This window comes from Aliivibrio sp. S3MY1 (genome assembly GCF_028765575.1).
Lineage (GTDB): Bacteria > Pseudomonadota > Gammaproteobacteria > Enterobacterales > Vibrionaceae > Aliivibrio.
The window spans coordinates 1-24,652 of the sequence record NZ_JARACO010000036.1; the positions used below are offsets into that span (position 1 = coordinate 1).

The 24,652-nt window shown below is 37.7% G+C and carries 22 protein-coding genes; 10 read left to right on the top strand and 12 right to left on the bottom strand.

Annotated features, from left to right (window positions below):
• The first annotated feature begins 324 nt into the window (after positions 1-324).
• Entirely contained in the window at positions 325-597 is a 273-nt protein-coding gene (yccX, locus tag PVK62_RS16015) for an acylphosphatase (RefSeq protein ID WP_274445352.1), read from the top strand.
• A 17-nt stretch (positions 598-614) separates the two neighbouring features.
• On the opposite strand, the gene PVK62_RS16020 is transcribed toward yccX, so the two are convergent.
• Complete coding sequence (locus PVK62_RS16020; RefSeq protein ID WP_122032993.1) at positions 615-941, bottom strand: TusE/DsrC/DsvC family sulfur relay protein; 327 nt, start codon at positions 939-941, stop codon at positions 615-617.
• Between the two features lie 296 nt (positions 942-1,237).
• Here PVK62_RS16020 and hrpA point away from each other — a divergent pair, with 296 nt between their 5' ends.
• Positions 1,238-5,074 carry an ATP-dependent RNA helicase HrpA gene (hrpA, locus tag PVK62_RS16025; RefSeq protein WP_274445373.1) on the top strand — a complete coding sequence of 1,279 codons (3,837 nt, stop codon included), beginning with the start codon at positions 1,238-1,240 and terminating at the stop codon, positions 5,072-5,074.
• Between the two features lie 109 nt (positions 5,075-5,183).
• Positions 5,184-5,642, top strand: a complete 459-nt coding sequence (locus tag PVK62_RS16030) for an outer membrane beta-barrel protein (RefSeq protein WP_274445353.1) — start codon at positions 5,184-5,186, stop codon at positions 5,640-5,642.
• Positions 5,643-5,711: 69 nt separating this feature from the next.
• Here PVK62_RS16030 and PVK62_RS16035 read toward each other — a convergent pair whose 3' ends face one another.
• Complete coding sequence (locus PVK62_RS16035; RefSeq protein ID WP_274445354.1) at positions 5,712-6,815, bottom strand: phosphoribosylaminoimidazolesuccinocarboxamide synthase; 1,104 nt, start codon at positions 6,813-6,815, stop codon at positions 5,712-5,714.
• A 175-nt stretch (positions 6,816-6,990) separates the two neighbouring features.
• On the opposite strand from PVK62_RS16035, the gene PVK62_RS16040 reads away from it, so the two are divergent.
• The 4 genes from PVK62_RS16040 to PVK62_RS16055 all read left to right on the top strand — a co-directional run bounded on the left by PVK62_RS16040 (position 6,991) and on the right by PVK62_RS16055 (position 10,431).
• Positions 6,991-7,737 carry a DUF2884 family protein gene (locus PVK62_RS16040; RefSeq protein ID WP_274445355.1) on the top strand — a complete coding sequence of 249 codons (747 nt, stop codon included), beginning with the start codon at positions 6,991-6,993 and terminating at the stop codon, positions 7,735-7,737.
• 23 nt (positions 7,738-7,760) lie between these two features.
• Positions 7,761-8,048 (top strand): glutaredoxin domain-containing protein, encoded by a 288-nt coding sequence (locus PVK62_RS16045; protein ID WP_274445356.1) that lies wholly within the window; start codon positions 7,761-7,763, stop codon positions 8,046-8,048.
• A gap of 66 nt (positions 8,049-8,114) precedes the next feature.
• Positions 8,115-9,791 carry a DUF342 domain-containing protein gene (locus PVK62_RS16050; RefSeq protein WP_274445357.1) on the top strand — a complete coding sequence of 559 codons (1,677 nt, stop codon included), beginning with the start codon at positions 8,115-8,117 and terminating at the stop codon, positions 9,789-9,791.
• A gap of 250 nt (positions 9,792-10,041) precedes the next feature.
• Positions 10,042-10,431 (top strand): transporter, encoded by a 390-nt coding sequence (locus PVK62_RS16055; protein ID WP_274445358.1) that lies wholly within the window; start codon positions 10,042-10,044, stop codon positions 10,429-10,431.
• Between the two features lie 70 nt (positions 10,432-10,501).
• On the opposite strand, the gene PVK62_RS16060 is transcribed toward PVK62_RS16055, so the two are convergent.
• Positions 10,502-10,885 carry a hypothetical protein gene (locus tag PVK62_RS16060; RefSeq protein WP_274445360.1) on the bottom strand — a complete coding sequence of 128 codons (384 nt, stop codon included), beginning with the start codon at positions 10,883-10,885 and terminating at the stop codon, positions 10,502-10,504.
• Positions 10,886-11,114: 229 nt separating this feature from the next.
• Between PVK62_RS16060 and miaE the strand changes: the two genes are divergently transcribed.
• Positions 11,115-11,879, top strand: a complete 765-nt coding sequence (miaE, locus tag PVK62_RS16065) for a tRNA isopentenyl-2-thiomethyl-A-37 hydroxylase MiaE (protein WP_274445374.1) — start codon at positions 11,115-11,117, stop codon at positions 11,877-11,879.
• Positions 11,880-12,004: 125 nt separating this feature from the next.
• Here miaE and PVK62_RS16070 read toward each other — a convergent pair whose 3' ends face one another.
• The gene (locus PVK62_RS16070; protein WP_274445362.1) at positions 12,005-12,769 is read right to left on the bottom strand and encodes a DNA repair protein; all 765 of its coding nucleotides are present in this window, start codon (positions 12,767-12,769) and stop codon (positions 12,005-12,007) included.
• A 285-nt stretch (positions 12,770-13,054) separates the two neighbouring features.
• Between PVK62_RS16070 and cysB the strand changes: the two genes are divergently transcribed.
• Together cysB and PVK62_RS16080 are read left to right on the top strand one after the other, a co-directional pair.
• Positions 13,055-14,029, top strand: a complete 975-nt coding sequence (gene cysB, locus PVK62_RS16075) for an HTH-type transcriptional regulator CysB (protein ID WP_274445363.1) — start codon at positions 13,055-13,057, stop codon at positions 14,027-14,029.
• A gap of 33 nt (positions 14,030-14,062) precedes the next feature.
• The gene (locus tag PVK62_RS16080) at positions 14,063-15,253 is read left to right on the top strand and encodes a methyltransferase (RefSeq protein WP_274445364.1); all 1,191 of its coding nucleotides are present in this window, start codon (positions 14,063-14,065) and stop codon (positions 15,251-15,253) included.
• Between the two features lie 77 nt (positions 15,254-15,330).
• Here the strand turns inward: PVK62_RS16080 and PVK62_RS16085 are convergent, their stop codons facing one another.
• The 8 genes from PVK62_RS16085 to PVK62_RS16120 all read right to left on the bottom strand — a co-directional run bounded on the left by PVK62_RS16085 (position 15,331) and on the right by PVK62_RS16120 (position 24,542).
• A complete protein-coding gene (locus PVK62_RS16085; protein WP_274445365.1) occupies positions 15,331-16,521 on the bottom strand; it encodes an amino acid aminotransferase in 1,191 nt (396 codons plus the stop codon).
• 202 nt (positions 16,522-16,723) lie between these two features.
• Positions 16,724-17,899: a formate-dependent phosphoribosylglycinamide formyltransferase gene (gene purT, locus PVK62_RS16090; protein ID WP_274445366.1), complete on the bottom strand. Its 1,176-nt coding sequence runs from the start codon at positions 17,897-17,899 to the stop codon at positions 16,724-16,726.
• A gap of 338 nt (positions 17,900-18,237) precedes the next feature.
• Positions 18,238-19,146 carry a cytidine deaminase gene (gene cdd / locus PVK62_RS16095; RefSeq protein ID WP_274445367.1) on the bottom strand — a complete coding sequence of 303 codons (909 nt, stop codon included), beginning with the start codon at positions 19,144-19,146 and terminating at the stop codon, positions 18,238-18,240.
• 148 nt (positions 19,147-19,294) lie between these two features.
• Complete coding sequence (locus tag PVK62_RS16100; RefSeq protein WP_274445368.1) at positions 19,295-19,972, bottom strand: CidB/LrgB family autolysis modulator; 678 nt, start codon at positions 19,970-19,972, stop codon at positions 19,295-19,297.
• A complete protein-coding gene (locus PVK62_RS16105; RefSeq protein WP_274445369.1) occupies positions 19,972-20,322 on the bottom strand; it encodes a CidA/LrgA family protein in 351 nt (116 codons plus the stop codon). Before PVK62_RS16105 ends, PVK62_RS16100 begins: the two co-directional genes overlap by 1 nt.
• On the bottom strand, positions 20,319-21,743 hold the full coding sequence (gene sbcB, locus PVK62_RS16110; RefSeq protein ID WP_274445370.1) for an exodeoxyribonuclease I: 1,425 nt from the start codon (positions 21,741-21,743) through the stop codon (positions 20,319-20,321). Before sbcB ends, PVK62_RS16105 begins: the two co-directional genes overlap by 4 nt.
• Before the next feature lie 332 nt (positions 21,744-22,075).
• Positions 22,076-22,912, bottom strand: coding sequence for a hypothetical protein (locus tag PVK62_RS16115; RefSeq protein ID WP_274445371.1), 837 nt, complete (start codon positions 22,910-22,912; stop codon positions 22,076-22,078).
• A complete protein-coding gene (locus PVK62_RS16120; protein ID WP_274445372.1) occupies positions 22,905-24,542 on the bottom strand; it encodes an AAA family ATPase in 1,638 nt (545 codons plus the stop codon). The genes PVK62_RS16115 and PVK62_RS16120 overlap by 8 nt, the downstream gene beginning before the upstream one ends.
• Positions 24,543-24,652: the final 110 nt, after the last annotated feature.

Genomic DNA, 24,652 nt, shown 5'->3' on the forward strand with positions numbered 1-24,652 from the left:
CTCTCCTGATTATGTGCTTATCTTTATTTGTTTTCACATAATCAAAAATATTGTTTATATGGCTATCCGATTGTACAGATAGCAAGCATTTCACTCTGAAATAACTTGGTTGTGAATTTATATTAAATAAAAAAAATAAATATGATCTACATCTAGTTTTTTTTCAAATTTTTACTATATTTGTAACGAAATGTACATTATCGTCAAAAAAACATTGACACTTTTTGCGTTTCTAGAAAAGGATGAACCGTATATATGACGTGAAGATTGATAATATTTCATGATTAATAAGCGTTTATTATAAATTATACTTATAGGTAAGTTATGGCACAAAAATCAGTGAAGTTCACTGTAAAAGGAAAAGTACAGCGTGTAGGTTTTCGTTTTCATACTGCGCATACGGCATTGAAACTTGATTTAACAGGCTATGCTCGAAATCAAGCAGATGGTTCTGTGGAAGTGTTAGCTTGTGGCGAAGAGGATAAAGTGAACGCGTTAGAAGAGTGGTTGAATACAGGGCCTCAACTAGCTCGTGTAGATTCTCTCGAGCGCGTTGAAACCCAGTGGCAAGAATTATCTGATTTTAAAATGTATTAAGGGTGGAGAACTAAAGCTTAAAGACATTTTGCAGGTTTTGGTAAACCAGCCAGTTTTGTTGCTTGTTTTGCAGGGCCTAATTTAAACAGCGTAAATAAGTACTTGCTGTTGCCTTTTTCTGGACCATGCGCTTTTTCCATCGCTTTTACTAGCATACGAACTGCAGGCGATGTTTTGAACTCTTCATAAAAAGAACGAACAAAACGAACGACTTCCCAATGGGCTTCAGTCAGCTCGATATTCTCTTCTTGTGCTAAAAGTGGAACTAACTCTTCACACCAATCGGTATGATTCATTAAATACCCTTGAGCGTCGCGTTCAATGTGCTTACCGTTAAATTCCATACAGCCATCTTAATGATTAGGATTAATGCGTTAAGTTTAGCAAAGGGATCTCCATTCGGGCAATCGAATCCATAAATAACGGCGTAGTTTGACTGTTTATTAAGCGTGATTTGCGTTTTCTAGTCGTGGATTATTACAATCGAGTAAAACAGATTTTTGTCTCACGAGGGTAGATAGAGCCAAGAATGTGATAGAATCCCTGCAGTTAATGAATAATAAAAAATTCAGTAGGATATATTTTGAGTCAATCAAATCAAAATTCAGCAGCAACACTTAGAAAAGCCCTAAGTGAATGTATGCTGCGTGACCGTTTTCGCCTAAGTAAACGCATTCATGGCGCATCACGCATTAAAAAAGAAGAATCAAGAAATGCCGTGTTTGATGAAATAGCATTAGACATTGCACAATCTATGCAGGTTGCTAATAACCGCGAAATGGATCGCCCGACGATCAAATACCCAGATCTGCCTGTTAGCCAAAAGAAAGACGACATCGCAGAAGCCATTGCGAATAACCAAGTGGTTATCATTGCTGGTGAAACGGGTTCAGGTAAAACCACACAGCTACCAAAAATTTGTTTGGAATTAGGCCGAGGTAAATTTGGTAATATTGGTCATACACAGCCACGTCGTCTAGCTGCACGTTCTGTTGCTGATCGTATTGCCGAAGAGATGGAAACCGAGCTAGGTAGCCATGTTGGTTACAAAGTTCGATTTAATGATCAAGTCTCTGAGCGCACTCAAGTTAAATTGATGACGGATGGTATCTTACTTGCGGAGATCCAAAACGACAGATACTTAAATCAATACGACACCATTATTATCGATGAAGCGCACGAACGCAGTCTAAATATCGATTTTATCATGGGTTACTTGCGTGAGTTATTACCAAAGCGTCCAGATTTAAAAATCATCATTACTTCGGCAACCATCGATCCTGAACGTTTTTCTAAGCACTTTAATAATGCACCTATTATTGAAGTATCAGGGCGAACTTACCCAGTTGAAACACGTTATCGCCCAATTGTTGAAGATGGCGATGATACCGATAGAGATCAGCTTGAAGCCATTTTTGATGCCGTCGATGAGTTGTGTGAAGAAGGGTTAGGGGATATTCTGCTGTTTATGACGGGTGAGCGAGAAATTCGTGATACCGCAGAAGCATTAGAAAAACGTAACTTACGAGACACTGAAATTGTGCCTTTATACGCACGTTTATCATCTCAAGAGCAAAATCGTGTTTTCCAACCTCACGCAGGTCGTCGAATTGTACTGGCAACCAACGTGGCAGAAACGTCGTTAACCGTTCCTGGTATTAAGTACGTTATTGATCCAGGTACTGCGCGTATTAGTCGCTATAGTTACCGAACTAAAGTGCAACGTCTGCCAATTGAAGCGATCTCACAAGCCAGTGCAAATCAGCGTATGGGTCGTTGTGGTCGTGTGTCGGAAGGTGTGTGTATTCGTCTGTACTCAGAAGAAGACTTTGTTGCGCGCCCTGAATTTACCGATCCTGAAATTTTACGTACTAACTTGGCATCTGTTATTTTACAAATGACCGCGTTAGGTTTAGGTGATATTCAAGCCTTCCCATTTGTAGAAGCGCCAGATAATCGTAACATTCAAGATGGTGTCAAACTGCTTGAAGAGTTGGGGGCTATTAACCCTAATGCTAAAGATTCGAAGAAAAGTTTAACGAAAGTTGGACGTGAATTGGCTCGTTTACCAATCGATCCACGTTTAGCACGTATGGTTCTAGAAGCCCCAAATTACAATGCATTGCAAGAAGTGATGATCATTGCGGCAGCACTGTCGATTCAAGATCCTCGTGAACGTCCGAGTGACAAAAAACAACAGTCTGATGATAAGCATAAGCGCTTTAATCATGAAGATTCAGACTTTTTGACCTTTGTGAATGTATGGCAACACGTGAAAGAGCAACAAAAGGCCCTTTCAAGTAACCAATTTAGAAAGCAATGTCGTAAAGATTTCTTAAACTACTTACGTGTTCGTGAGTGGCAAGACGTTCACTATCAATTAAGCCAAGTAATGAAAGAGCTTAATTATAAAGTCAATCAAGAAGCAGCAGGTTATCAAAGCGTACATACTGCAATTTTAGCCGGTATGCTTTCTCACATCGGTCAAAAAGACCAAGAGAAAAATGAATACCAAGGTGCTCGAAATGCGCGCTACCATATTTTCCCAGCATCTGGCTTATTTAAGAAACAGCCAAAATGGATAATGGTTGCAGAGCTAGTTGAAACCTCTAAATTATGGGGTCGTATTGTTGCAAAAATTCAACCGGAATGGATCGAACCACTGGCAGGGCATTTGATTAAACGCAGCTACAGTGAACCGCATTGGTCTAAAAAATCTGCTGCAGTAATGGCATACGAGAAAGTTACTATTTATGGCATTCCAATAGTACTTAAACGCCAAATTAACTATGGTTCGATCGATGCGGCGGTATGTCGTGAAATATTTATTCGTTCAGCACTCGTTGAAGGGGATTGGAATACCAATCATAAATTCTTCAAAGAAAACCGTAAGCTATTGCAAGAAGTTGAAGAGTTAGAGCATAAATCACGTCGTCGTGACATCTTGGTTGATGATGATCAGCTTGCTGAATTTTATGATCAACGCGTAAATACCGATGTTGTTTCTGGCCGTCATTTTGATTCATGGTGGAAAAAAGCTCAAAAAGAAACACCTGATTTATTGAATTTTGAAAAAGAGATGTTATTTCGAAATGATGCGAGTCATGTGACGGATCTTGACTATCCTAACTTCTGGCATCAAGGTAATTTAAAACTGAAACTTAGCTATCAGTTTGAACCAGGCCAAGACAGCGATGGTGTTACGGTTCATGTACCATTACCTATCTTGAACCAAGTAACGATGGATGGCTTTGATTGGCAGATCCCAGGGTTACGTCACGAAATGGTTGTTGCTTATATTAAGTCACTGCCAAAAACAATTCGTCGTAACTTTGTGCCTGCTCCGAACTATGCCGATGCGTTTTTATCTCGTTCAACGCCATTTGATGCGCCGTTATTAGATAGCCTTGAAAAAGAGCTACGTCGTATGACAGGTGTTGAAGTGTTACGTGAAGATTGGAAGTTAGAACAAATTCCTGACCATCTAAAAGTAACCTATAGAGTGGTGGATCACCATAATCGTAAATTAAAAGAAAGCCGTGATCTGTTTGCGCTGAAAGACGGTTTAAAAGATAAAGTTCAAGAGACGTTATCGCAAGTTGCAGATGATGATATTGAGCAGAAAGGGCTTAAAACGTGGAGCTTTGGTGAGCTACCTGCACTTTACACACAAAAACGTGGTGGCTTTGAAGTTAAGGCTTATCCTGCAATTGTAGATGGTAAAGACAGCGTTGAAATCAAACTGTTTGAGACAGAAGAAGAGCAGCACAATGCAATGAAAGCAGGTCAACGTCGCTTGATCCTTCTTAATGTCCCATCGCCAATTAAGTACTTACATAGCAATTTACCAAACAAGTCAAAATTAGGTTTGTACTTTAATCAATATGGACGAGTGTTAGATTTAATTGATGACTGTATCGCTTGTGGTATTGATAAGTTGATTGAAGAGAAGGGGGGGCTAGTTTGGGAGCCTGAAGCTTTTGATAAAATGAAAGAGCACGTTCGAGCAGAGCTTGGAGATACCGTTGTTGAGATAGCAAAACAAGTTGAAACGATTTTGACAACGGCATTTCAAATACAGAAAAAACTAAAAGGTCGAGTTGATTTAAGCATGGCATTTGCGCTTTCTGATATTAAAGCACAAATCGAGAACTTAATTTTCAAAGGCTTTGCAACAGAATGTGGATGGAAGCGATTGGCAGACATTCATCGTTATATGAAAGCGATTGAGCGTCGAATGGAAAAATTGCCAATTGATCCTAATCGAGACCGTATGCACTTACTTAAAGTGGAAGGCATCAATAACGATTATAAAGAGTTGTTGAATAAAATCCCCAAAGGGCAGCCAATTCCTGACAGAGTAAAAGAGATCCGTTGGATGATAGAAGAGCTGCGAGTGAGCTATTTTGCCCAACAATTAGGCACCCCATACCCTGTTTCTGATAAACGAGTTAAAAATGCCATTGCCGATTGTTAAGCTATCCCCTAAACTATAAGTAATTTCGGCATATTAATTGCTTCATTATAAACAAGATTAAAAAGAGCGGTAAAGATTGCCGCTCCCTTTTTTAAAAATAGGATTGAAAATGAAAAAGACACTTTTAGCGTTAGCTCTAGCAAGCGTATCAGTAACCGCAGCTGCTGATTCACTAATTTATGGCGGCCTACAAGCTGGTTCTGCTGATTTTGCTGGTGATAGCTCAACGGTATACGGTGCACACATTGGTACAGGTATTCTTCCTTTCATTGGTTTAGAAATGGGTGCTTGGAACCTAGGTTCTTACCACAATGTAGACGTAACTTCTGTAAACTTTGCGGTTAAACCAAGCATCGACTTTGGCCCTCTGCACGTTTATGGTAAAGCGGGTCTGCACAGCTGGGATATGTCTGGTGGCTATAACGATGGCGTTGATCCATTCTTCGGTTTAGGTGTTGAATACAGTATTTTACCTATGTTTACTCTAGGTGCTGGCTACAACAATTTCACTATTGATAATCACGACATTGATTTCGCATCTGTTAACCTAACGGTTCATTTCTTATAATTTTATGATTATTTGAATACAAAAATGGCGACCATATTGGTCGCCATTTTTTTAGCTAAAAGTGAAAGATTAATCAACTAATTGATATTCTTCTTTTAATACGTTAATAATTTCTGCTTTTGGATTTTCACTTAGTGTGATTGGCGCGCCAGTAATTTTAGCCGCTATATCCAAATATGTTTTTGATAACTCCATCATCGCTTCTAACGGCAGTGCATTGTCTTGAGCTAATGCAGAACGTTCTTCCATACGATTCTTATTTAATAAGATATCTGGATCAGGGAAATGATTAAGCAAGAACTGACGGAAACCTTCTTTAGAATTTTCGATAATATGACCTGAGCGATACGCATTTTTATCCCAAATACGTGAAGAATCAGGCGTACCTACTTCATCCATATAAATCAGTTTTTCATTACCTTGAGCATCGTTAACGTAACCAAATTCAAATTTTGTATCAACAAAGATTTGATCGATTTTGTTTAATGCTTTCGAAATAACGGCAAAGCCTTCTTTTAATAATTTCTCATATAATGCGATGTCTTCTTCGCAAGAAAAATTAAACTTAGCGTAGTTATCTTCGATGTTTTTACGAGTGATATTTACATCATCAACTTCCGGTACGCCATCAATGCCTTTTAAAACCCCCTTGGTTGATGGTGTTAATAGCAATTCAGGCAATTGTTCGTCTTTTTCTAAACGCTCAGGAATTTGAATGCCACAGAACTGACGTTCACCATTGGTGTAAGCGCGCCACATGGAACCCGTAATATATTGACGACAAATAGCCTCGATCATGACCGGTTTTGCTTTTTGCACAATCCACACAAATGGGTGAGGGATATCAAGAATGTGACTATCCGCTAAGTTGTTATCTTTAAATAATTGGAACCAGTGATTAGAAATTGCGTTTAATGCAGCGCCTTTACCAGGAATACCTTTAAGGCCGCCTTCACCGTGCCAAATACAATCGAATGCTGAGATACGATCGCTGATAATCATGATCGCCAGAGGGGCATCCGCTGCAACATTGTAGCCTTTCTCTTTAATAAGGCGGCGACTGTCTTCTTCTGTTAACCAATATACAGAGCGTACTTTTCCACTATGTACTGGTTTATCTGTGCGGATAGGAAGATCATCATTAACAGCAAGTACTTGTTCGGCAAAATTCATTATTGAATTCCTATATAAACTATTTAAATACAGGACGCATCATACCAGAACTATTTTGTACTACCAGAACAAAAGCAAACGTTTGCTATTCTTTTGTATTAAAAATCCATGTTGAGATGAGGAGTTGCGATAAGTTAAACTAAACAGACCAAACAAATAATAAACAAGGGCAGTTATGCTAGGTAAAAAAACCATCGCGCTAGGTATTCTAGTCATGTCATGCAACAGTTGGGCAAGCATGTGTCCTGTCGTTGTTAAAAGTGATGTACTATTAAGTCCAAAAGGAGATATGAAAGTTGAAAACCCTCAAGATAAATTAAGAATTGATCAAGAAGGGCGTGTTTTTATTAATGGCAAAGAGATGGATTTGACTAAAGAGCAAAAACTGGCCATTGAAAAATATCAGCAACAAGTTGCAAACTACATTCCTACCGTCGTAGATTTTACCGATAAAGGGATCGCAGCAGCGAATGATTTTGTTAATGAAATCGAAATTTCGTTTGATGCTCAAGGTTCATTTGATTCAGTAAAAAACAAGATTGATGAATATGGCATAACGGCTAAGCAAAAATTTTATCAAGGAAAAGATTTAATACTTGAGCATGACTTCTTTAAAGAAGTGGATACAACGTGGAAGAATGATTTTGAAGTGATGATCCAAAGCTTAGATAAAGAGCTTTTCGCCAGTGTATTTAATTCATTGTCAGATAAGATGCAAAATGGCGAGTTAAACTTTTCAGAATTGCAGCAACAGTTTGCTGACGTTCAAAGGTCCATCAAGATAAAGATGAACGAAAATAGCAAAGAAATTAAAGCCGACGCTCAAGAGTTATGTGATTCAGCAAAAGAGATAGCAGATCAAGAAAAAACACTTCACGAATTGGTTCCAGAATTACAATCGTATCCTGTTTTTACCATTTAATTATAAATAAAAGAGATAAAGAAATGTTCGACACAACTCAAACCGTTATATTTTCAAAAACAGTATGTCCATTCTGTGTTAAAGCAAAAGCAATTTTTGACGATAAGGATATAGCGTACAAGGTATTAACTTTGGATGTTGATTTAAGTAAAGATGAAATGGTGTCATTGATTCAAGAAAAAGAAGGGATTGCAGTAAATACCGTTCCTCAAATCTACTTAGATGGTAAATACATTGGTGGACATGACGATTTAGTGGCGTTTTTTGAGCGTCAAGAGACCGACATAGATTTAGATGACTTTGAACTGTAGAATACAGCTAACTAATTAATATTTGCAGTTTATTTATAATTGTAATGAATACTAAGAGTGATGGATATGTGGGATTCCCTTCTAACTTTAATACAGGATGACAATAGTGTTGTTTTGCGATTTCCTGATAAGTTTCAGCCGGATGATGAACCAACTTTAAAAGGATTTAAAGATTCTTTAGAAGAGATTGGGGCAAATGGTTTTTTCTTTGATGAAAAGATCATCACTACAATTATTCATGATATAAAGAGTGGAATGGTAACCAACCACCAGAATCGTCAAGTAGCAGAACGCCGGGATGCAGAAGTGATCATTGCTTTAGAAGAGCGAGACATGAAAGCAACCATGGCTGTTGTGGGCGCTTATGGTGGGCGAGATATTCAAAGTAGCGATATTATATCGGCTTTAACGAGCATGGAAATCACTCGTGGTATTAGTAAAAATGCATTGAAGAAAATTATGGTATTAAGCCGTAATTTAGAAGCAGGAGAGAAAATCTCACTTCTTGTCGCTAAAGGTAAAGAGCCTATTGATGGTGAGAACGCAAGTTTTACCCCTTTAGTTGAAGACTTTCGTGAACAAGCATTACAACCCCAAGAAAAAGAGGGTGAAGAAGATAAAGTCGATATGCGAGATCTCGGTGAAACAATTACTGTGGTCGAAGGAGATGAACTCATCCGTCGCATACCTCCAACAAAAGGCGTCGATGGCTTTACAGTCACAGGTGAAATAATTTCAGCGACACCTGGCAAAAATACGAAACTTCGTGCCGGTAAAGGCGCAATTATCTCTCCAGATGATCCAGAGTTAGTTATTGCTGCGACATCAGGAATGCCGTGGATCAATCAAGATGGTGCTGATGTAGATAACGTGCTGTGTTTAAATAACGTTGATATCTCAACAGGCCATGTGAAATTTAAAGGCAGCATTATTGTCAGTGGTGATATTGCAGCAGATATGATCGTAAAAGCTACGGGCAGTGTGACGGTTGGTGGCTTTATTGAATCTGCAGATGTTCAAGCTCATGGCGATGTAATTGCCATGAAAGGGATTATTGGACACCAAGTTGAAGAGGGTGAGGAGTACACTTGTTTTGTCAAATCTGGTGGAAAGATTACCGCAAAATTTGTGCAATCTGCCAATCTGCAAGCCTCTGGTGATATCGAATTAGGATTACACGCCATTCAAAGTTTTGTGAAAAGTAAAAATTCAGTCACCGTAATGGATAAATCGGGTCGTAATGGGTCAATCGTTGGTGGTGAAATTTATGCTGGCGCTAATATTACAACGGTAAACTTAGGCGCAACGGCAGGTACTGATACTTTAGTCAAAGCATTTACTCGTTTTGATAAGTACAAAGAAAACATTGCAGATCTAAATACTAAATACAAAGCTGCTCAAGAAAACACAATGAAAGTAGTTCGTGCGGAAATGGATTTAGCCAAAATACCAAAAGCAGATCGTACACCAGAGCAAGTTGAACGCGTAAAGACAATGAAAGAAGATTCAAATAAAGAGATGGCTCTTTCTATGAACCGCTTTCAGTCAGCAGAAGAAGAATTAAGAAAACAATTGAGCGAGAACGTTGTTAAAGTCACTGAGCGTGTTTACCCAAGAGTGACAATTCAATATTCTGATGAACAGGTAACAACAAAACGTGAACATAGCCCATGTAAGATTTATTTTAATGAATATGAGATAAAAATAGATCCAATTATTTCTAAAAATACTAATCTTAATTGATAGTTAGTCACCCGTTGTTCCAATGATAAAACCGCTCTTAGTAGCGGTTTTTTTGTTATTAAAATGTAGTTGTGTAAACGACATGTTAGGTCAATGATAAGGTTAAGAGCTGAGAATTATTAAGTGTGATCTCTATCCGGTTTAACACTTGCGATGGTTTTAATATTCGGGATACTGATAGCCATGAAAAAACATTTGTGCTTTTCAATAGGATGTTGAAAGTAGATACGGGAATATATCGAGGCAAATTATGGCTAATATCATCGAGTTTGATTACAGTTCATTTCTTATTAATTCAAGCAATCAAAAATGGACTTTTTCACAAGCGCTAAAAAGTTTGCTCCCAACCTTTGGCACCGTTTGGAATGCGTCAGTGCATGACTCGATGCCTACACAAGAAAGACTCCGTCTAGAAGCTTTACAAGTCCTCTCTTCGCATATAAATGATGAATCTAATATTATTCGTCTGATCCGTTTAGCTCGAATTGAAGGGATCAGTGACTTAAAAATAAAGTTGCCATATACATTAGACAATGAACAAATCCTTTATATTTTAGATAATACTCATACAGAGATATTTCAAAAAAATGATGAGATTGATCTTCTTCTAGTGCATTTAAATGAGCCGACACTTAAATAAAGTGATGGTATCAGTAAAATAATAGTTTTACTGAAATGATTATTTTATTGAAACGATTATCATTATGGAATTAATGAAGCACTGTTATTTTTCGATTCAATGTTACCCATTGAGAATCAGAAAAATAGTAGCAATTAGAGTTGCAGATGATAGCGCTTGCGGTACCACACAGTTTTGCTTTCTCTATAGTTTCTATTTCTGACAAATGATGTGATGGTTTTAATCTGACCAATCGATTTAATTCAACCCCGTGCATAAGTAGAGTTTCACAGCTTGGCATTGATGTATTTGCAGTAATGAATATCCATTTATTTTGTTTTGATAAGCTTTTCAACGTTTGTATAAAGTGCGATTCACACTGTGCGTTTACTAAGTTTGCAGCACTAGTTACGTGTTGTGAGATAGAGTGATTAAATGAGTTTGAGTACGTATTTAATGTCATTGCTCTGTTCATAATAAAATGCCTGTTTATCCATACAGTGTGTATTTATACAGTACTTTTAATTTAATTATTGATCAAGCTATTTTTTAGAGTTTATATGGGATCTAATGCTAATTAAATGGTATTGGTTTTCTGTAACCCATTGATGCTTATTGGTTATGAGATAAATATGATCAAGAGTAAACGTTAGATGGATTGGTTTGATATAATGCTTAACAGAACTTTCAAATTAAAAAACGATATGTACGATAAATCACTACTAGAGCCAATTAACTCATTTCTACTGTGTGAAACGCCAGATGAGTGGATTGAAGAAGCGAAAAAGCCTGAGAACTTATCTGTTATTTTACGTGATCATTTAATGTGCGAGCTTAAAGCAGCACAAAGTGCACTATACTTAATTCGTAAATATGCAGTGGATGCAGAGAGTACGAATGTACTGCTTGATTGGTTTAAGCCCTACGAAGATTTTGCTTATAAAAAAACAGGTACTTTAGAGACTCTGAAGGGGAAGAGTAATATCTCTAAAAAGATCATGGCACGTAAAGATTCACCGTACAGCCAAGATTTGATCGATAAGATGGTTCTATTGATTAAAGAAGAGTTGCATCATTTCTATCAAGTATTAGAAATAATGGATCAGCGTAATGTGCCATACCAAAACATCAGAGCTGGTCGTTATGCAAAAGGTCTTTTCACTAATATTATTACGCACGAGCCGTGCACGTTAATTGATAAACTGATTATCGGTGCGTTTATTGAAGCGCGTTCTTGTGAGCGCTTTGCCAAATTAGCTCCGTATCTAGATGACGATTTAGCGAAGTTCTATATCTCTCTATTACGCTCAGAATCTCGTCACTATCAAGATTACCTTACTTTAGCAGAACAAGTTGCTGGTGGGGATGTGAGTGAGCGTATCGCCCATTTTGCGAAGATAGAGGCGGAACTTATTCAATCACCAGATACGGACTTTAAATTTCATAGCGGTGTTCCAATAAAAGTATAAATATTGGAACCGTTTGTGGAGGTATAAAAAAAGATCGCTTAGTGCGATCTTTTTTATTTGAGTATCTCAGCAACCATCAGTTTAATCTTACCGATTAAATCACTTAATAGCGGTTAAAAACCAGATTACCATTTTTTCTTTGGTTGGAATAATACATCGATGTCGTCATCTTTGTGTTTATCTAATTTATCTTGCAGCTCTTGGTCTTGTTTCTTTTTCGTCTTATTGTTTAGTTCATCAAGCATATCTTGAAGTTGAGTACGTGCTTTATTTGAGTAACCATCGTTCTTACTTGATAGAGCATCGATGCCTTTTTTTAGTAATTGACGAGCAGTACCGGCTTGACCACGTTGTGTTGCTTCTTTAGCGCGCTTCACTACATTTTCAATATTAATACGAACTTGAATTGATTCAAGACGTGCATTTTCGGCCACAAAGACTTGAGTGTTCACTCGGCCTTTTTTATGCTCCGCTCGTAATGCATCGCGTAGACGTTTTACTAACTTAAGCATGACAAGTGCTTGTTTATCGTTACTCGGCACTTTGAAGTTTGTGCTATCGCCACCAGTATAGTTAGTTTTTAGCTGATGAAGCTGTTGCTCCATATTTTCAATGCGTGAAGGATAAGAGCGATCGTTCATTTCTAATTCTGCAATAGCGCGTAATGCGTCCAGAATTCGTTGATTAAGACAAACTAATAATTCTTTGCTGTAAGGTAGGTGATGAGCATTACCGATCAATTCTTCAGTTGAGTCAATGATAGCCATATGTTTTGCACATTCTTGTTTCTTAGCCGATTCAATCTTTGTTCTGTATTGAACAATGATGTTATAGCCAATAATTAAGGTAAGTAGAATCGCAAAAAGTCCAATAATAAGAGCAATATTCATATTTTTATCATATGTCCAATAGTAATTATTCCAGTGTAACAGCTTGTAATCTAAATGAATAGCAGGGGCTTCATTCTTAATGACTAAATTACTCGAAAGTAATTTATCATACTAGTTATTCTTTAAATTTATCGACAGCTGTTCACATTTCTTTACTTTTTTTGGTTAAAAAGCAAACAGTTATTGAAAATTAGGTTTAAGCCTTTGAAAATAGATGGGAATGAGTATATAACTATATCGTATAAGTAAAATTTAATTTAATGTAAAGGATTACAGGCAAATAACATGAAATTACAACAACTCAGATATATTGTAGAAGTGGTTAACCATCGCTTAAATGTGTCTTCAACCGCGGAAGCTCTTTATACTTCGCAACCTGGTATCAGTAAACAAGTGCGTTTATTAGAAGATGAATTGGGTGTTCAAATCTTTGAACGAAGTGGTAAACATCTAACTCGTGTGACGCCATCAGGTGAAGAAATTGTTAAAATATCTCGTGAGATCCTTTCTCGTGTGGAGAGCATAAAATCAGTCGCAGGTGAGCATACTCATCCAGAACGCGGCGTGTTGAATATTACCACAACGCATACTCAAGCGCGTTATGCATTACCTGATGTGATTAAAGGATTTAAAACGCGCTATCCTGATGTTTCTTTACATATGCATCAAGGAACACCAACACAAATGTCTGATGCGATAGCTAAAGGCACGGCAGACTTTGCTATTGCTACTGAAGCTCTACATTTATACCAAGATGCGATCATGCTTCCTTGTTATCATTGGAACCGTTCTATTGTGGTGACAAAAGATCATCCATTAGCGCTTAAATCAAACCTAACGATTGAAGATTTAGCCGCTTATGATTTAGTGACTTATGTCTTTGGATTTACCGGTCGTTCTGCGCTAGATAGTGCTTTTAATAAAGCGGGATTAAAGCCAAAAATAGTCTTTACAGCAACAGATGCTGACGTAATTAAAACGTATGTTCGTTTAGGTATCGGCGTCGGCGTTATTGCAAGTATGGCGATGGATCCTGATCGAGACTCAGACTTGGTAGCTTTAGATGCAAGCCACATCTTTGATGCAAGTACAACAACAATCGGTTTCAAGCGGGGGTCATTCTTAAAAAGCTATATGTTTGATTTTATGGAACGTTTTGCACCACACTTAACGCGCCCAATTGTAGAGCAAGCAACAATGCTTAAAAATAATCACGAAATTGAAGAGATGTTTAAAGACATTAATCTCCCTGTCCGTTAAGATCACCCTGATACTATTTTCAGGGCCGCTCTCATGCATTCTCAGCAGTTTTTAGATATAGACCGTTTGTTAACTCAGACGGTCTTTTTTTGGCAATTTTCTGCATTTCACAGTTCAGATTATCCTTGGCGCTCAACACATAATGAGCTAAGTCAGTGGCTAGATTCGTTATCCTCTTGTGAAGTGCTGCGATTAAAGTCTGAGCCAGAAGAGTTAGCGCACATCCTTTCAGCCTTCATCCCTGAATTACAAGCACTGTATAAACTTGGACAACTACCAGAGCTTCACGCGCCTCTAAAGCCGACACCAAAAGGGTTAGATAGTGGGATAAATGGTCGTAAATGGCAGCAAATTACAAAACTTGGTGCATTAGGGGCTGATTACTATCAACCAGAGAATGAATGGCTAGAGTGGTGTGGTGGTAAAGGGTACTTAGGGCGTGTATTGAACGCGACAACAGCTAAACCGGTGACAACCTTAGAGTGGCAACAAACCTTGTGTGATAGCGGACAAACCTATGCTGATGCGCATCAATTAGCGATGACCTTTGTGCAAGGTGATGCACTCTCTGAACGCTGTGGTGAGTTAATCAAAGAAAAACAACATGCCGTAGCACTACATGCGTGTGGTGACTTACACATCAATTTATTGAGAGAGGGGATCTCTAATCATATTGATGCGGTTACCATTTCACCATGCTGTTTCCATCTCACAAAAGATGAAAGTTATGTCAGTCTCTCTGCATTAGCCAATCAATCTGCATTGGTACTATCAAAAGAAGATTTACGCTTACCATTACAAGAAACAGTGGTTGCAGGACAACGAACGTTGCAGCATCGTGAGTTAGAAATGTGCTTTCGTTTAGGCTTTAAGGCATTACAGCAATCATTGAGTGAGAGTAATGCATATCTTTCTATCCCAAGTATTAAAAAATCATTATTAAGTGATGGTTTTGAAGCCTTTTGTGATTGGGCGGCTGAGAAAAAAGAACTGATATTACCAGACAATACAGATTATGAATTCTGGCTAGAAAAAGGAAAGACCGCTTTTCTCGTGATGGAAAAATGCGATTTGATCCAACATTTATTTAAAAGACCACTAGAAGTGTGGCTCTGTTTAGATCGCGCATTATTAATGCAAGAGTCAGGCTATGAAGTACGAATAGGGCAGTTTTGTGTAAAAGAAGACACGCCCCGTAATATCGTCATTCAAGCAAGAAAGTAAAAGAAGTCGTTGAATTGATGACATAAAAAAGGCGCTAAATTAAGCGCCTTTATTGATTTTATGCAATGTTCGTAGGATTAAAGAACCGCCGCAATCCCTTTACATAAAGGAAGCATGTTGTCTTTTGTCATGCCAGCAACACTGATACGACCAGAGCCTACGATATAAATAGCAAACTCATCTTTTAAGCGGTTAACTTGCTCTTTAGAAAGACCAGAGAAAGAGAACATGCCATTTTGACCTTCAATAAAGCTAAAATCAGCAGCAACGCCTTGCTCTTTTAATGTCGCTACAAACAGGGTACGCATCTCTTGAATACGATCACGCATTTCAGCGACTTCTTGTTCCCACTCTGTACGTAGAGCATCATCATTTAAGATATGCGTAACAACCGCAGCACCGTGAGCTGGAGGGTTAGAGTAGATAGAACGAATAATGGCTTTCACTTGAGAGAAGGCATCAGAAGCGACCGCAGCATCTTTTGCTACCAGCGTAAATGCACCAACTCGTTCATTGTATAGACCGAAGTTTTTCGAGAATGAACTTGCGACTAATAATTCAGGGCAGTATTGAGCAAAAACACGTAAACCAGAAGCATCTTCTTCAACACCTTTCGCAAAACCTTGGTATGCAAAATCAAATAAAGGTAATAGCCCTTTTTCTGAACACAGTTTTGCTAATTCTTCCCACTCAGCAGCCGTTGGATCAATACCCGTTGGGTTATGGCAGCAACCGTGAAGTAGAACTACATCGCCTTCACTTGCTTGCTGAAGATCAGAGAGCATCGCAGCGAAGTCTTTTGATTTAGTTTCAGCGTTATAGTAGCTGTATTGCGCAGTTTCAATCCCTGCCGCAGTAAATACGCCAATGTGGTTTGCCCACGTTGGGTTGCTGATCCAAATTTTCACGTCGCCTAATTGACGTTTAATGAACTCACCAGCAACACGTAGTGCGCCTGTGCCACCCGGTGCTTGAGCTGTTTGAGCGCGTTTTTCAGTGATAACTTGAGCATCAGCACCAAATAATAGTTTTTGAACTGCAAGGCCATATTCTGCAGTTCCTTGAATTGTTAGGTATGACTTTGTTTTTTCAGTATCAAGCAATACCGCTTCTGCTTTTTTTACCGTGTTTAGTACAGGAGTTTGACCTGCTTCGTTCTTATAAATACCAACACCAAGGTTGATTTTTTCAGCACGAGGGTCATTTTTAAATTCGTCAGTAAGCCCAAGTATTGGGTCAGCTGGAGCGGCAGAGATTTTTTCAAACATAGTCATCATCCATGGTGAGAGGTTAAATATAAATAAAGAATCAGTATCCGTTATTTATACCTGTTAACCTTGTAAGGTTGCAACGGTTAGATAACGAAATGATCAAATTTTTTAAATTAAAGAGAAAAATCGAATTGAGATAGGATAAAAGACAACAGAACAGCACATAAATACCGCTCTGTTGTGAAATTACCTGTATTTACTAATAAGTAATCTTAACGTTACCTGAAGCCGAAATTGCATCTTCAATGGCAGTATCTAGATTATCACGACGAGTAATAGCAACACCTAAACGACGACGGCCATCAATCTCTGGTTTACCGAATAACTTAACTTGAGTTTGAGGCTGGCTAAGTGCATCTGCTAATCCATCAAAGCGGATATTAGTTGATGTTCCTTGGCCTAAAATAACAGAAGAAGCAGAAGGACCATATTGAGTAATGCTGTTAATTGGCATTCCAGTAAAGGCACGAACATGCAAAGCAAACTCAGACATTTCTTGAGAAATAAGTGTAACTAAACCAGTATCGTGTGGACGAGGTGAGACTTCATTAAAGTAAATGTTGTCACCCTTAATGAACAGCTCAACACCAAACAAGCCGTAACCACCTAGTGCATTCACTACTTTTTCAGCAGCATCTTGAGCCAGTTTAAGTGCAGCTTCGGTCATAACCTGTGGCTGCCATGATTCACGGAAATCACCATCTTCTTGTCTGTGACCAATTGGCGCACAGAAATGAACGCCATCAACTGCACGAACAGTCAGCAGTGAAATCTCATAATCGAAATCCACAAACCCTTCAATAATGACTCGTCCAGCACCAGAGCGACCGCCATCTTGAGCATAATCCCAAGAGGTTTTAATATCCGCTTCGGTTTTAATTACGCTTTGGCCTTTACCTGATGAACTCATTACTGGTTTGATAACACAAGGCATACCAATAAACTTAACCGCTTCTACCAACTCCTCATAAGTATCTACAAAACGATAAGGAGAAGTAGGAAGTGCTAATTCCTCTGCGGCTAAACGGCGAATACCTTCACGGTTCATTGTCAGTTTTGTTGCATTCGCAGTAGGGACAACATTAAGACCTTGTTTTTCTAACTCGACTAATTTATCTGTAGCAATCGCTTCGATCTCAGGAACAACGTAATCAGGCTGTTCTTTTTTGATGATTGCTTCCAGTGCGTCCGCATCTAACATATCAATGGCATAGCTACGGTGAGCAACTTGCATTGCTGGTGCGTTTAAGTAGCGATCAACAGCGATGACTTCTAAACCAAGGCGCTGGCATTCAATAGCAACTTCTTTACCAAGTTCCCCAGAGCCAAGTAATAATACTTTTGTTGCAGAAGAAGATAGAGCGGTACCAAACATAATAAATTCTCATGTAATAATGGGTCGTGGTTATACGAGCATCATACTAAAACTAAACGAATACGCAAACGTTTGCTTTTATTTTTTATCACTTTCTCTTTGTTATATCATGAGAGATAAATCACACACTTTGCTAAATAGATTGCATTAGAGCAAAAAGAACGGGTTTTTAGTGTATTAGATTCTCTTCTGGATGAGAAAACACTGATATTGATGCTGAAATTCGTTGGAAAAGTAATCAACAATAGTGATTGGATAGAATAAGATAAACAAGAAAAAAGAGGAGGTTAATTAATAACCTCCTCTTTGTTTTTTTTAGCTGTTTTTTATAGGTAAAGCTAAATAGATGCGTACTCTAAAGTCACTTCAGGGCTAAGAGCCTCTAAGGTACTTTTAGTTATCGCTAAGTGGCTAATTGCGCCTTTATGGTGTTCAACCAAGGCTGCCGCTGTTATCTCTGATAAACATTCACGAGACATATTGGCATGAATTAGGGCAACTTGAAGTGGTGGTAAGCTTGGGTTGAATGCCGCATTCTCAGCGTACATACCGTGATAAACATGACCACTCTTCATCTCAAGCGCAATACCACTGATATTATGTGAATACGGAGCATGACTTTGATTTGCTGCTTTCAATGCGCTGATTAATAGATCAGAGCCAGCATCTAACGCAAGGCCATGTGAAACCGACGCCAATAAACCGCCTTCAATGCCAAGATCTTTGGGACCAAAAGATTCAGGTAAATATTCTTGTAGAGACTTCTCATCGCGCTCAGGTAATTGAATCATCAAGCTATCAGCCGTTGTTAGCTCGTTCATGAATTGACGACAATGACCACAAGGACTGAAGTTGATAGTGATATCAGAAATACCCGTTTCGCCTTTGATCCACGCATGGCTAATAGCAGATTGCTCAGCATGAATTGTTTGGCCTAACTGAACCCCACTAAACTCCATGTTTGCACCAAAATAAAGATCACCTGAATTGCCACGAGTAATAGCACCAACATAAAAATTAGAAATTGGAGCAACAGAGAACGCTGCGGCAAGAGGAAGTAAGGCTAAGCGTAATTCTTTATCATTAAGTTTGCTCTCAGCGAGTAAAGCTTGAAACTGAGCTTTAGTAATGACGCCTTTAAATTGAGTATTAATTAAAGAAGACAGCGCTGATTGTAAATCTGCAGGCAGATCAGAAAGGGCATTTTCTAAGCGTTGTTGTACTGCGGTAGAGTGTAGAGTGGTCATCGGTGTGATCCTTTTTAATTTCTTCTGGGCTCATTATTAGGGACTATAGCCATAGAAACACAGATCAATATCACACTCATTGATGTAAATATACATTATTTACATCAATGAGAGAGAGGTCACACTGGTTTGGTGGGGTTTTAACCGATTATCCTTTTATAAATACCAATAATGAGTAAATAAGAGGCGCAACCAATGACGTAATTATCCCACAGATCACTAAAGCGAGAGAACTAAACGCCGCATCTTGAGAGTCAACCTCAGCCGCTTGCGCAGTACCAAGGGCATGAGAAACATTCCCCATCGTTAAGCCTCTTGCCAATGAGCTCTTAATTCCTAACATATTATAGATAGGGTAAGCACAAATAGCGCCCATCAAACCGGCTAATAAAACCAAGATAGCCGCAATCGCAGCTTCACCTTCAAGTTGACTTGAGATAGCCATCGCAATCGGTGTGGTAACTGATTTTGGTAATATACTTGCAACCAGTTGCATATCCGCACCCATCCAGACAGCTAAGAACGCACCAGATAGCATTGAAAACAGTGAGCCGACAGAGCACGCCAGCAGAATGATTTTCCAGTTTTCACGAATATGCGGTAATTGCTCATACAACGGATAAGCCAAAGCAACGACGGCAGGTTGCAACAAGTAACTTAAAAACGCATTGTCAGCGTAATAAGTGTCATAAGGTACTTGTAACACCATCAAGATTGGAATAACGATAAAAACACTCAACAATAATGGGTTATTGATTGGGTGAGGGAAACGCTTCGCAAACCAACGGGCCGAATAAAACACGATAACGGTTAAGATAACCCACATTATTTATTTCCTCTATCAAGGCGATCAATAAATAACGATAGGCAGACTAAAACCAATAATGAGCCACCAGCGGTACTCACAATGATTGGAATCGCATTGTTGATTAACAAATCGAAATGCGTCATTAACCCAACTGAGATCGGAATAAATAAAATTAACATATTACGCATGAAAAATTGGCAACCTGTCGCGGTCCAGTCCGGCCTGCATACACCAATAACCATAGCAGAGAATAAAATAAGCATTCCAAGAATACTGCCGGGTACTGAAATATTTAGCCAAGATTGAATGCCGTTTCCAGCAAACAATGAAGCAAAAATCCATGCGAAAGAGTAAAGGTATTTAATCATGATACTAACTGTTGTACGTAATTATAAACGGCGCGAAGAATCGCAGTCTTTTTCTCATTGCCTTCCGATTCAAGGTATAGGTTTTCAAAACTTGATTCATATTCTGGCAAATTAGTTTGGAAATAATCTTGCAAGTGAGCCTGCCACTTTAATTGTTCAGTTTCATTTAGCGTATGCGGAAAATTACGCGCACGGTAGCGGAACAATAAAGGCTTAATGCGAGGGTCACTGACATTTGGTTCAAAATCGATAAGCTGCTCAGGCGTTGATTGACGGATAATATCTATCGTCGTTTTATCAGCATGAGAGAAGAAACCATTATAGAGAAGGGTATCTACATTGGTTGATTTCTCATAGTTAGGTTCAATACTGTAAAGCGCGATTAGCTTTTGTCTGATCTCAGGATTATCACGGATCACTTTAAGATTTTTTAAACACGCCGCTCTGTCGACATTTAAGTTTTCAGCATTTTCAGCGGTCAGGGTTTTAGCCGGCGCAAGAATAGGACACTTGTTTAAATGTACTAATTTAACCGGAACCGGTAATTCATCTGGCGCAAGATCAGCTCGTTTGGTATACATGCGTTGATGTAACTGCTCGGCATCTAACTCTAGGAACACACTTGGGTCTAATGCTAAATCAATCGTGATCACCGCGTTATTGTTCGTTGGGTGCCAAGCAACAGGCACAATCCAACTGATATTGCCTCTATCTACGCCAAACATACCAGATACGTGCATTAACGGTGTCATTTCAACGATGTCGATTAACGTCGCCGCTTTCTTTTTATGGCGCATAGAAAGCAGATAGTTAAACATTTTTGGTTGTGCTTTTTTTACGACTTTTGCTAACTCAATAGTCGCAATAACATCAGCCATCGCATCGTGGGCATTTTCATGTTCAATGCCGTTTGCTTGAGAGAGTTTTTCTAATTTAAAGCTTGGTTTGCCTTCTTCGTCTTTTGGCCATTCAATGCCTTCAGGACGTAGCGCATAAACAGCACGCATTACATCAAGTAGATCCCAACGTGAGTTACCGTTCTGCCAGCTCCAACCATACGGTTCAAAGAAGTTACGATATAAGGTGTAGCGTGAGACTTCATCATCAAAACGAATATTGTTGTAGCCTAATGAACACGTATTTGGCTGTGATAATTCATGATGAATTTTGGCGATAAACTCAGGCTCAGATAACCCCTTGCTTACTGCGGTTTGTGGTGTGATACCCGTAATTAAACACGCTTCAGGAGAGGGCAGATAATCAATGGGAGGGCGGCAGTAAATAACTAATGGCTCACCAATGATATTGAAATCTTCATCGGTACGAACCCCAGCAAATTGGCATGGGCGATCGAGAGATGGGCTAGTTCCCCATGTTTCATAATCGAAAAAGAAGAAACTTGGTGCGTTATCCTGCGGCATAAGTGTGTCCAATTAAGAGCAATACATTAATTATCAGAGATCTATCACATAATCGCAAGGCATTAGGAGGGGAAGATAGATAAAAATTAGCAGAGATTTTTGTTGAGGGAGGTTTCTATTTTTGGAGTGTTGGGGTGACACGTAAGTGCCAATGTTGCGATGACAGTCGTATTCAGTGGACTCAAGAAACCCGTTTTGCATACTTTTGTTTAACTTTGAGGATCACGTATTCACGCTTTCGCCACTACATGCCAGTTATCAAAGTCTTGGTGGATTGGCTTTCTGATAAGAGGAATGCAGCGGCTTTGTCTGTAGAAAATTAGTTCATATTTTTAAGGAGCAAGATTATTAAAATGTGTAACAATTATAGGGTTGTTTAACATCGATTTATATAAACAGACCTTCCAATTATTTTCTGGTGTATTAGTATTTAAAAGTACGAAATCATTAAGCATATTACAAATGTTAACTTTTCTTTTTTCAGCTTCTCGTAACCGCTTTAGATATATTTCTTGAGCATAATCAGTTGCAAAATTAATAGTATCAAGAGATTTTAAATGTAACTTAACTCGATCTCTTTGTTTTTTTCTAAAATTTCTTGGTATTTTTAGTGTCAATGATATATTTGCTAATCTCATATTAGTTGGGTTATTGATTTGAATGTCATATTCATATTCTAATTTTGATAGTAAATTAGAATACAAAGGGTGAATATACTTAGATGAGTTTGATATTGAACAATAAAATCGTTCCCCCTTTTTTGTTGAGCAAGTTTCGCATTGATTTACAAGATTGTTAGGGTATATAGCAAATTCAGGCCATTTTGTTTTAGGTACAAAATGGTCTAATATGGCAGGGTTACAAGGTCGGCCACAAAAAGGACATTGTTCTAATTCTTTATTATGTCTACGTGCTAAAATTAATGGATTTAAATTTGTGGGTGCATTTAAATAATAGTTTTTTAGAAGCGTAGAGTGATTTTCAAATCGAGAGTTCGACGGTTCTTTTTGATAATGTTTTATTATATTGTTATATTCTGTATACCTATACCTTATAAATGGCTCTAGTTTTTTTAATTTCCTTACTGTATGTTTATCACTAGTAATAGCTAAATTTAACCAACCATTATCATTAACCCCACTTAAATGAAGGTTTAATATATTAATCATTACTTATTTCAGCTCTTTTTAATTGATATAGATAAGATAATGCACTATCACCAACTTCGTTTGATAATTCTTGTATAGCATTTTCTATTGAAGCATATTTCCCTGATTCAAGTAGTAATTTAATTAATTCTTGATATGGCTTATGCGTATTATAGTCATTGAAAACATATCCGGTTATTTCATCTAAAGAATTACCAAACGTTTCAATTTCAGGTTTTAGTATATTATTTGGACCTCTAAAAACATGCACAAACTCTCTTTTTATTTCTCTTACTATTATTGAAGAGTGAGTAGCTATAATACAAAAAGAAGATGTTTTTTTGAGTATTAGCTTCAACATTGACATTAAACCAATTTCTAGTTCTGGATGTAAATATAATTCAGGTTCATCAATTAGAATTAATGATTCTTCTGTTAGTTCACTAATAATTCTTGGTATCATCAAAGAATATATTTTTTGTCCCGAACTTAACTTTAAAGCATCGCCACTATAAGACAGTAATACTATTTCATACATTTCTCTATCTAGAGGTTTAACATTTTTTTGTGTAAGTGCAAAGCGATATAAATCTTTGCTAAATAATATATCACCATCATTTTTTTTGATTGCAATTTCATCAAAGTCTATTGCTAATTTTAATGTGTCAACAATAAGTTCTAGCTTTTCAAAATCTCTAAACCATCCATTTTCATGGTCATCTATTATTGCTGAAATTAATGCTGCTGCACTTTTATTGCTTGCTTCGTCAAAGTTAATGCCACCGTCATCTGATTTAAGACCAATATAAGAATAATCATTTGTCAATTCTGATCTATCATCCCTTTCTTCACTTTCTGTTTCATTATATCCTCTGTCAGTTATTTTTTTTAAATCTGAAGTGGTTAAAAATGAATCGAATGGTGAGAATGAAACTACAATTAGTCGAAGGAAAAAAGGGAGGTCATTATTAGTTTTTTCAATATTAATGTAATTGTTCGCTATCGACTGGAGTGTTCTTGTCTTACCTAAACCATTTTTCCCAACAATAACATTTATATTTCCAGAAAATTGTGAGTTTTTATCAAATTGAAATGTGACCGATTTGTTTTCATCAACATTGGAGGGGAAATCAAATTTAACTAAAGGTTTATATTTTCCCATTGCTATAGGGAATCCTTTGTTAATAATAGCGGAGTCACTAGAATCTCGTAATAATGATTCTTGAAAACCATCCCATAACTTAAATGAGTCGACTTTTGAAGAAAAGTAACTAGCATCATTTAATGATTGTAGTAACCTTTTTTTAAAACGATTACTTGTTATAGTATTTAGTTTTTTATAATAATCAATATCTGAACCTATAGATACGAACGTATGTTGGCTTAATTCTTTCAAATGATAAATGTTTGGTGTGGAAAGGCTAAAGTTACTTTTAATATATTCATGACTATTACTATGCCCATTGAATAATATTTTTATATAACCAAGGTCGATTTTTCTATCATTAATATAGATATAGGCTTTAAATGTTGTTTTATATGAGTAATCATCCCATAGGTATGTTAAAGAACTCCCGTGATAATCAGGTAAAAGTATTAAAGTTCGTGATGTACAAACTGGGATTGTATTTTCGCTATATATAATGTTCATTATTCTTTATGTTTAGTTATTATTTTTAACATGATACCACTTTTTGAGTACGCTGTGCTATTGGCTTGTGTGATAAGTCCCAAGTATTTATATGTTTTAAGGATATTTAG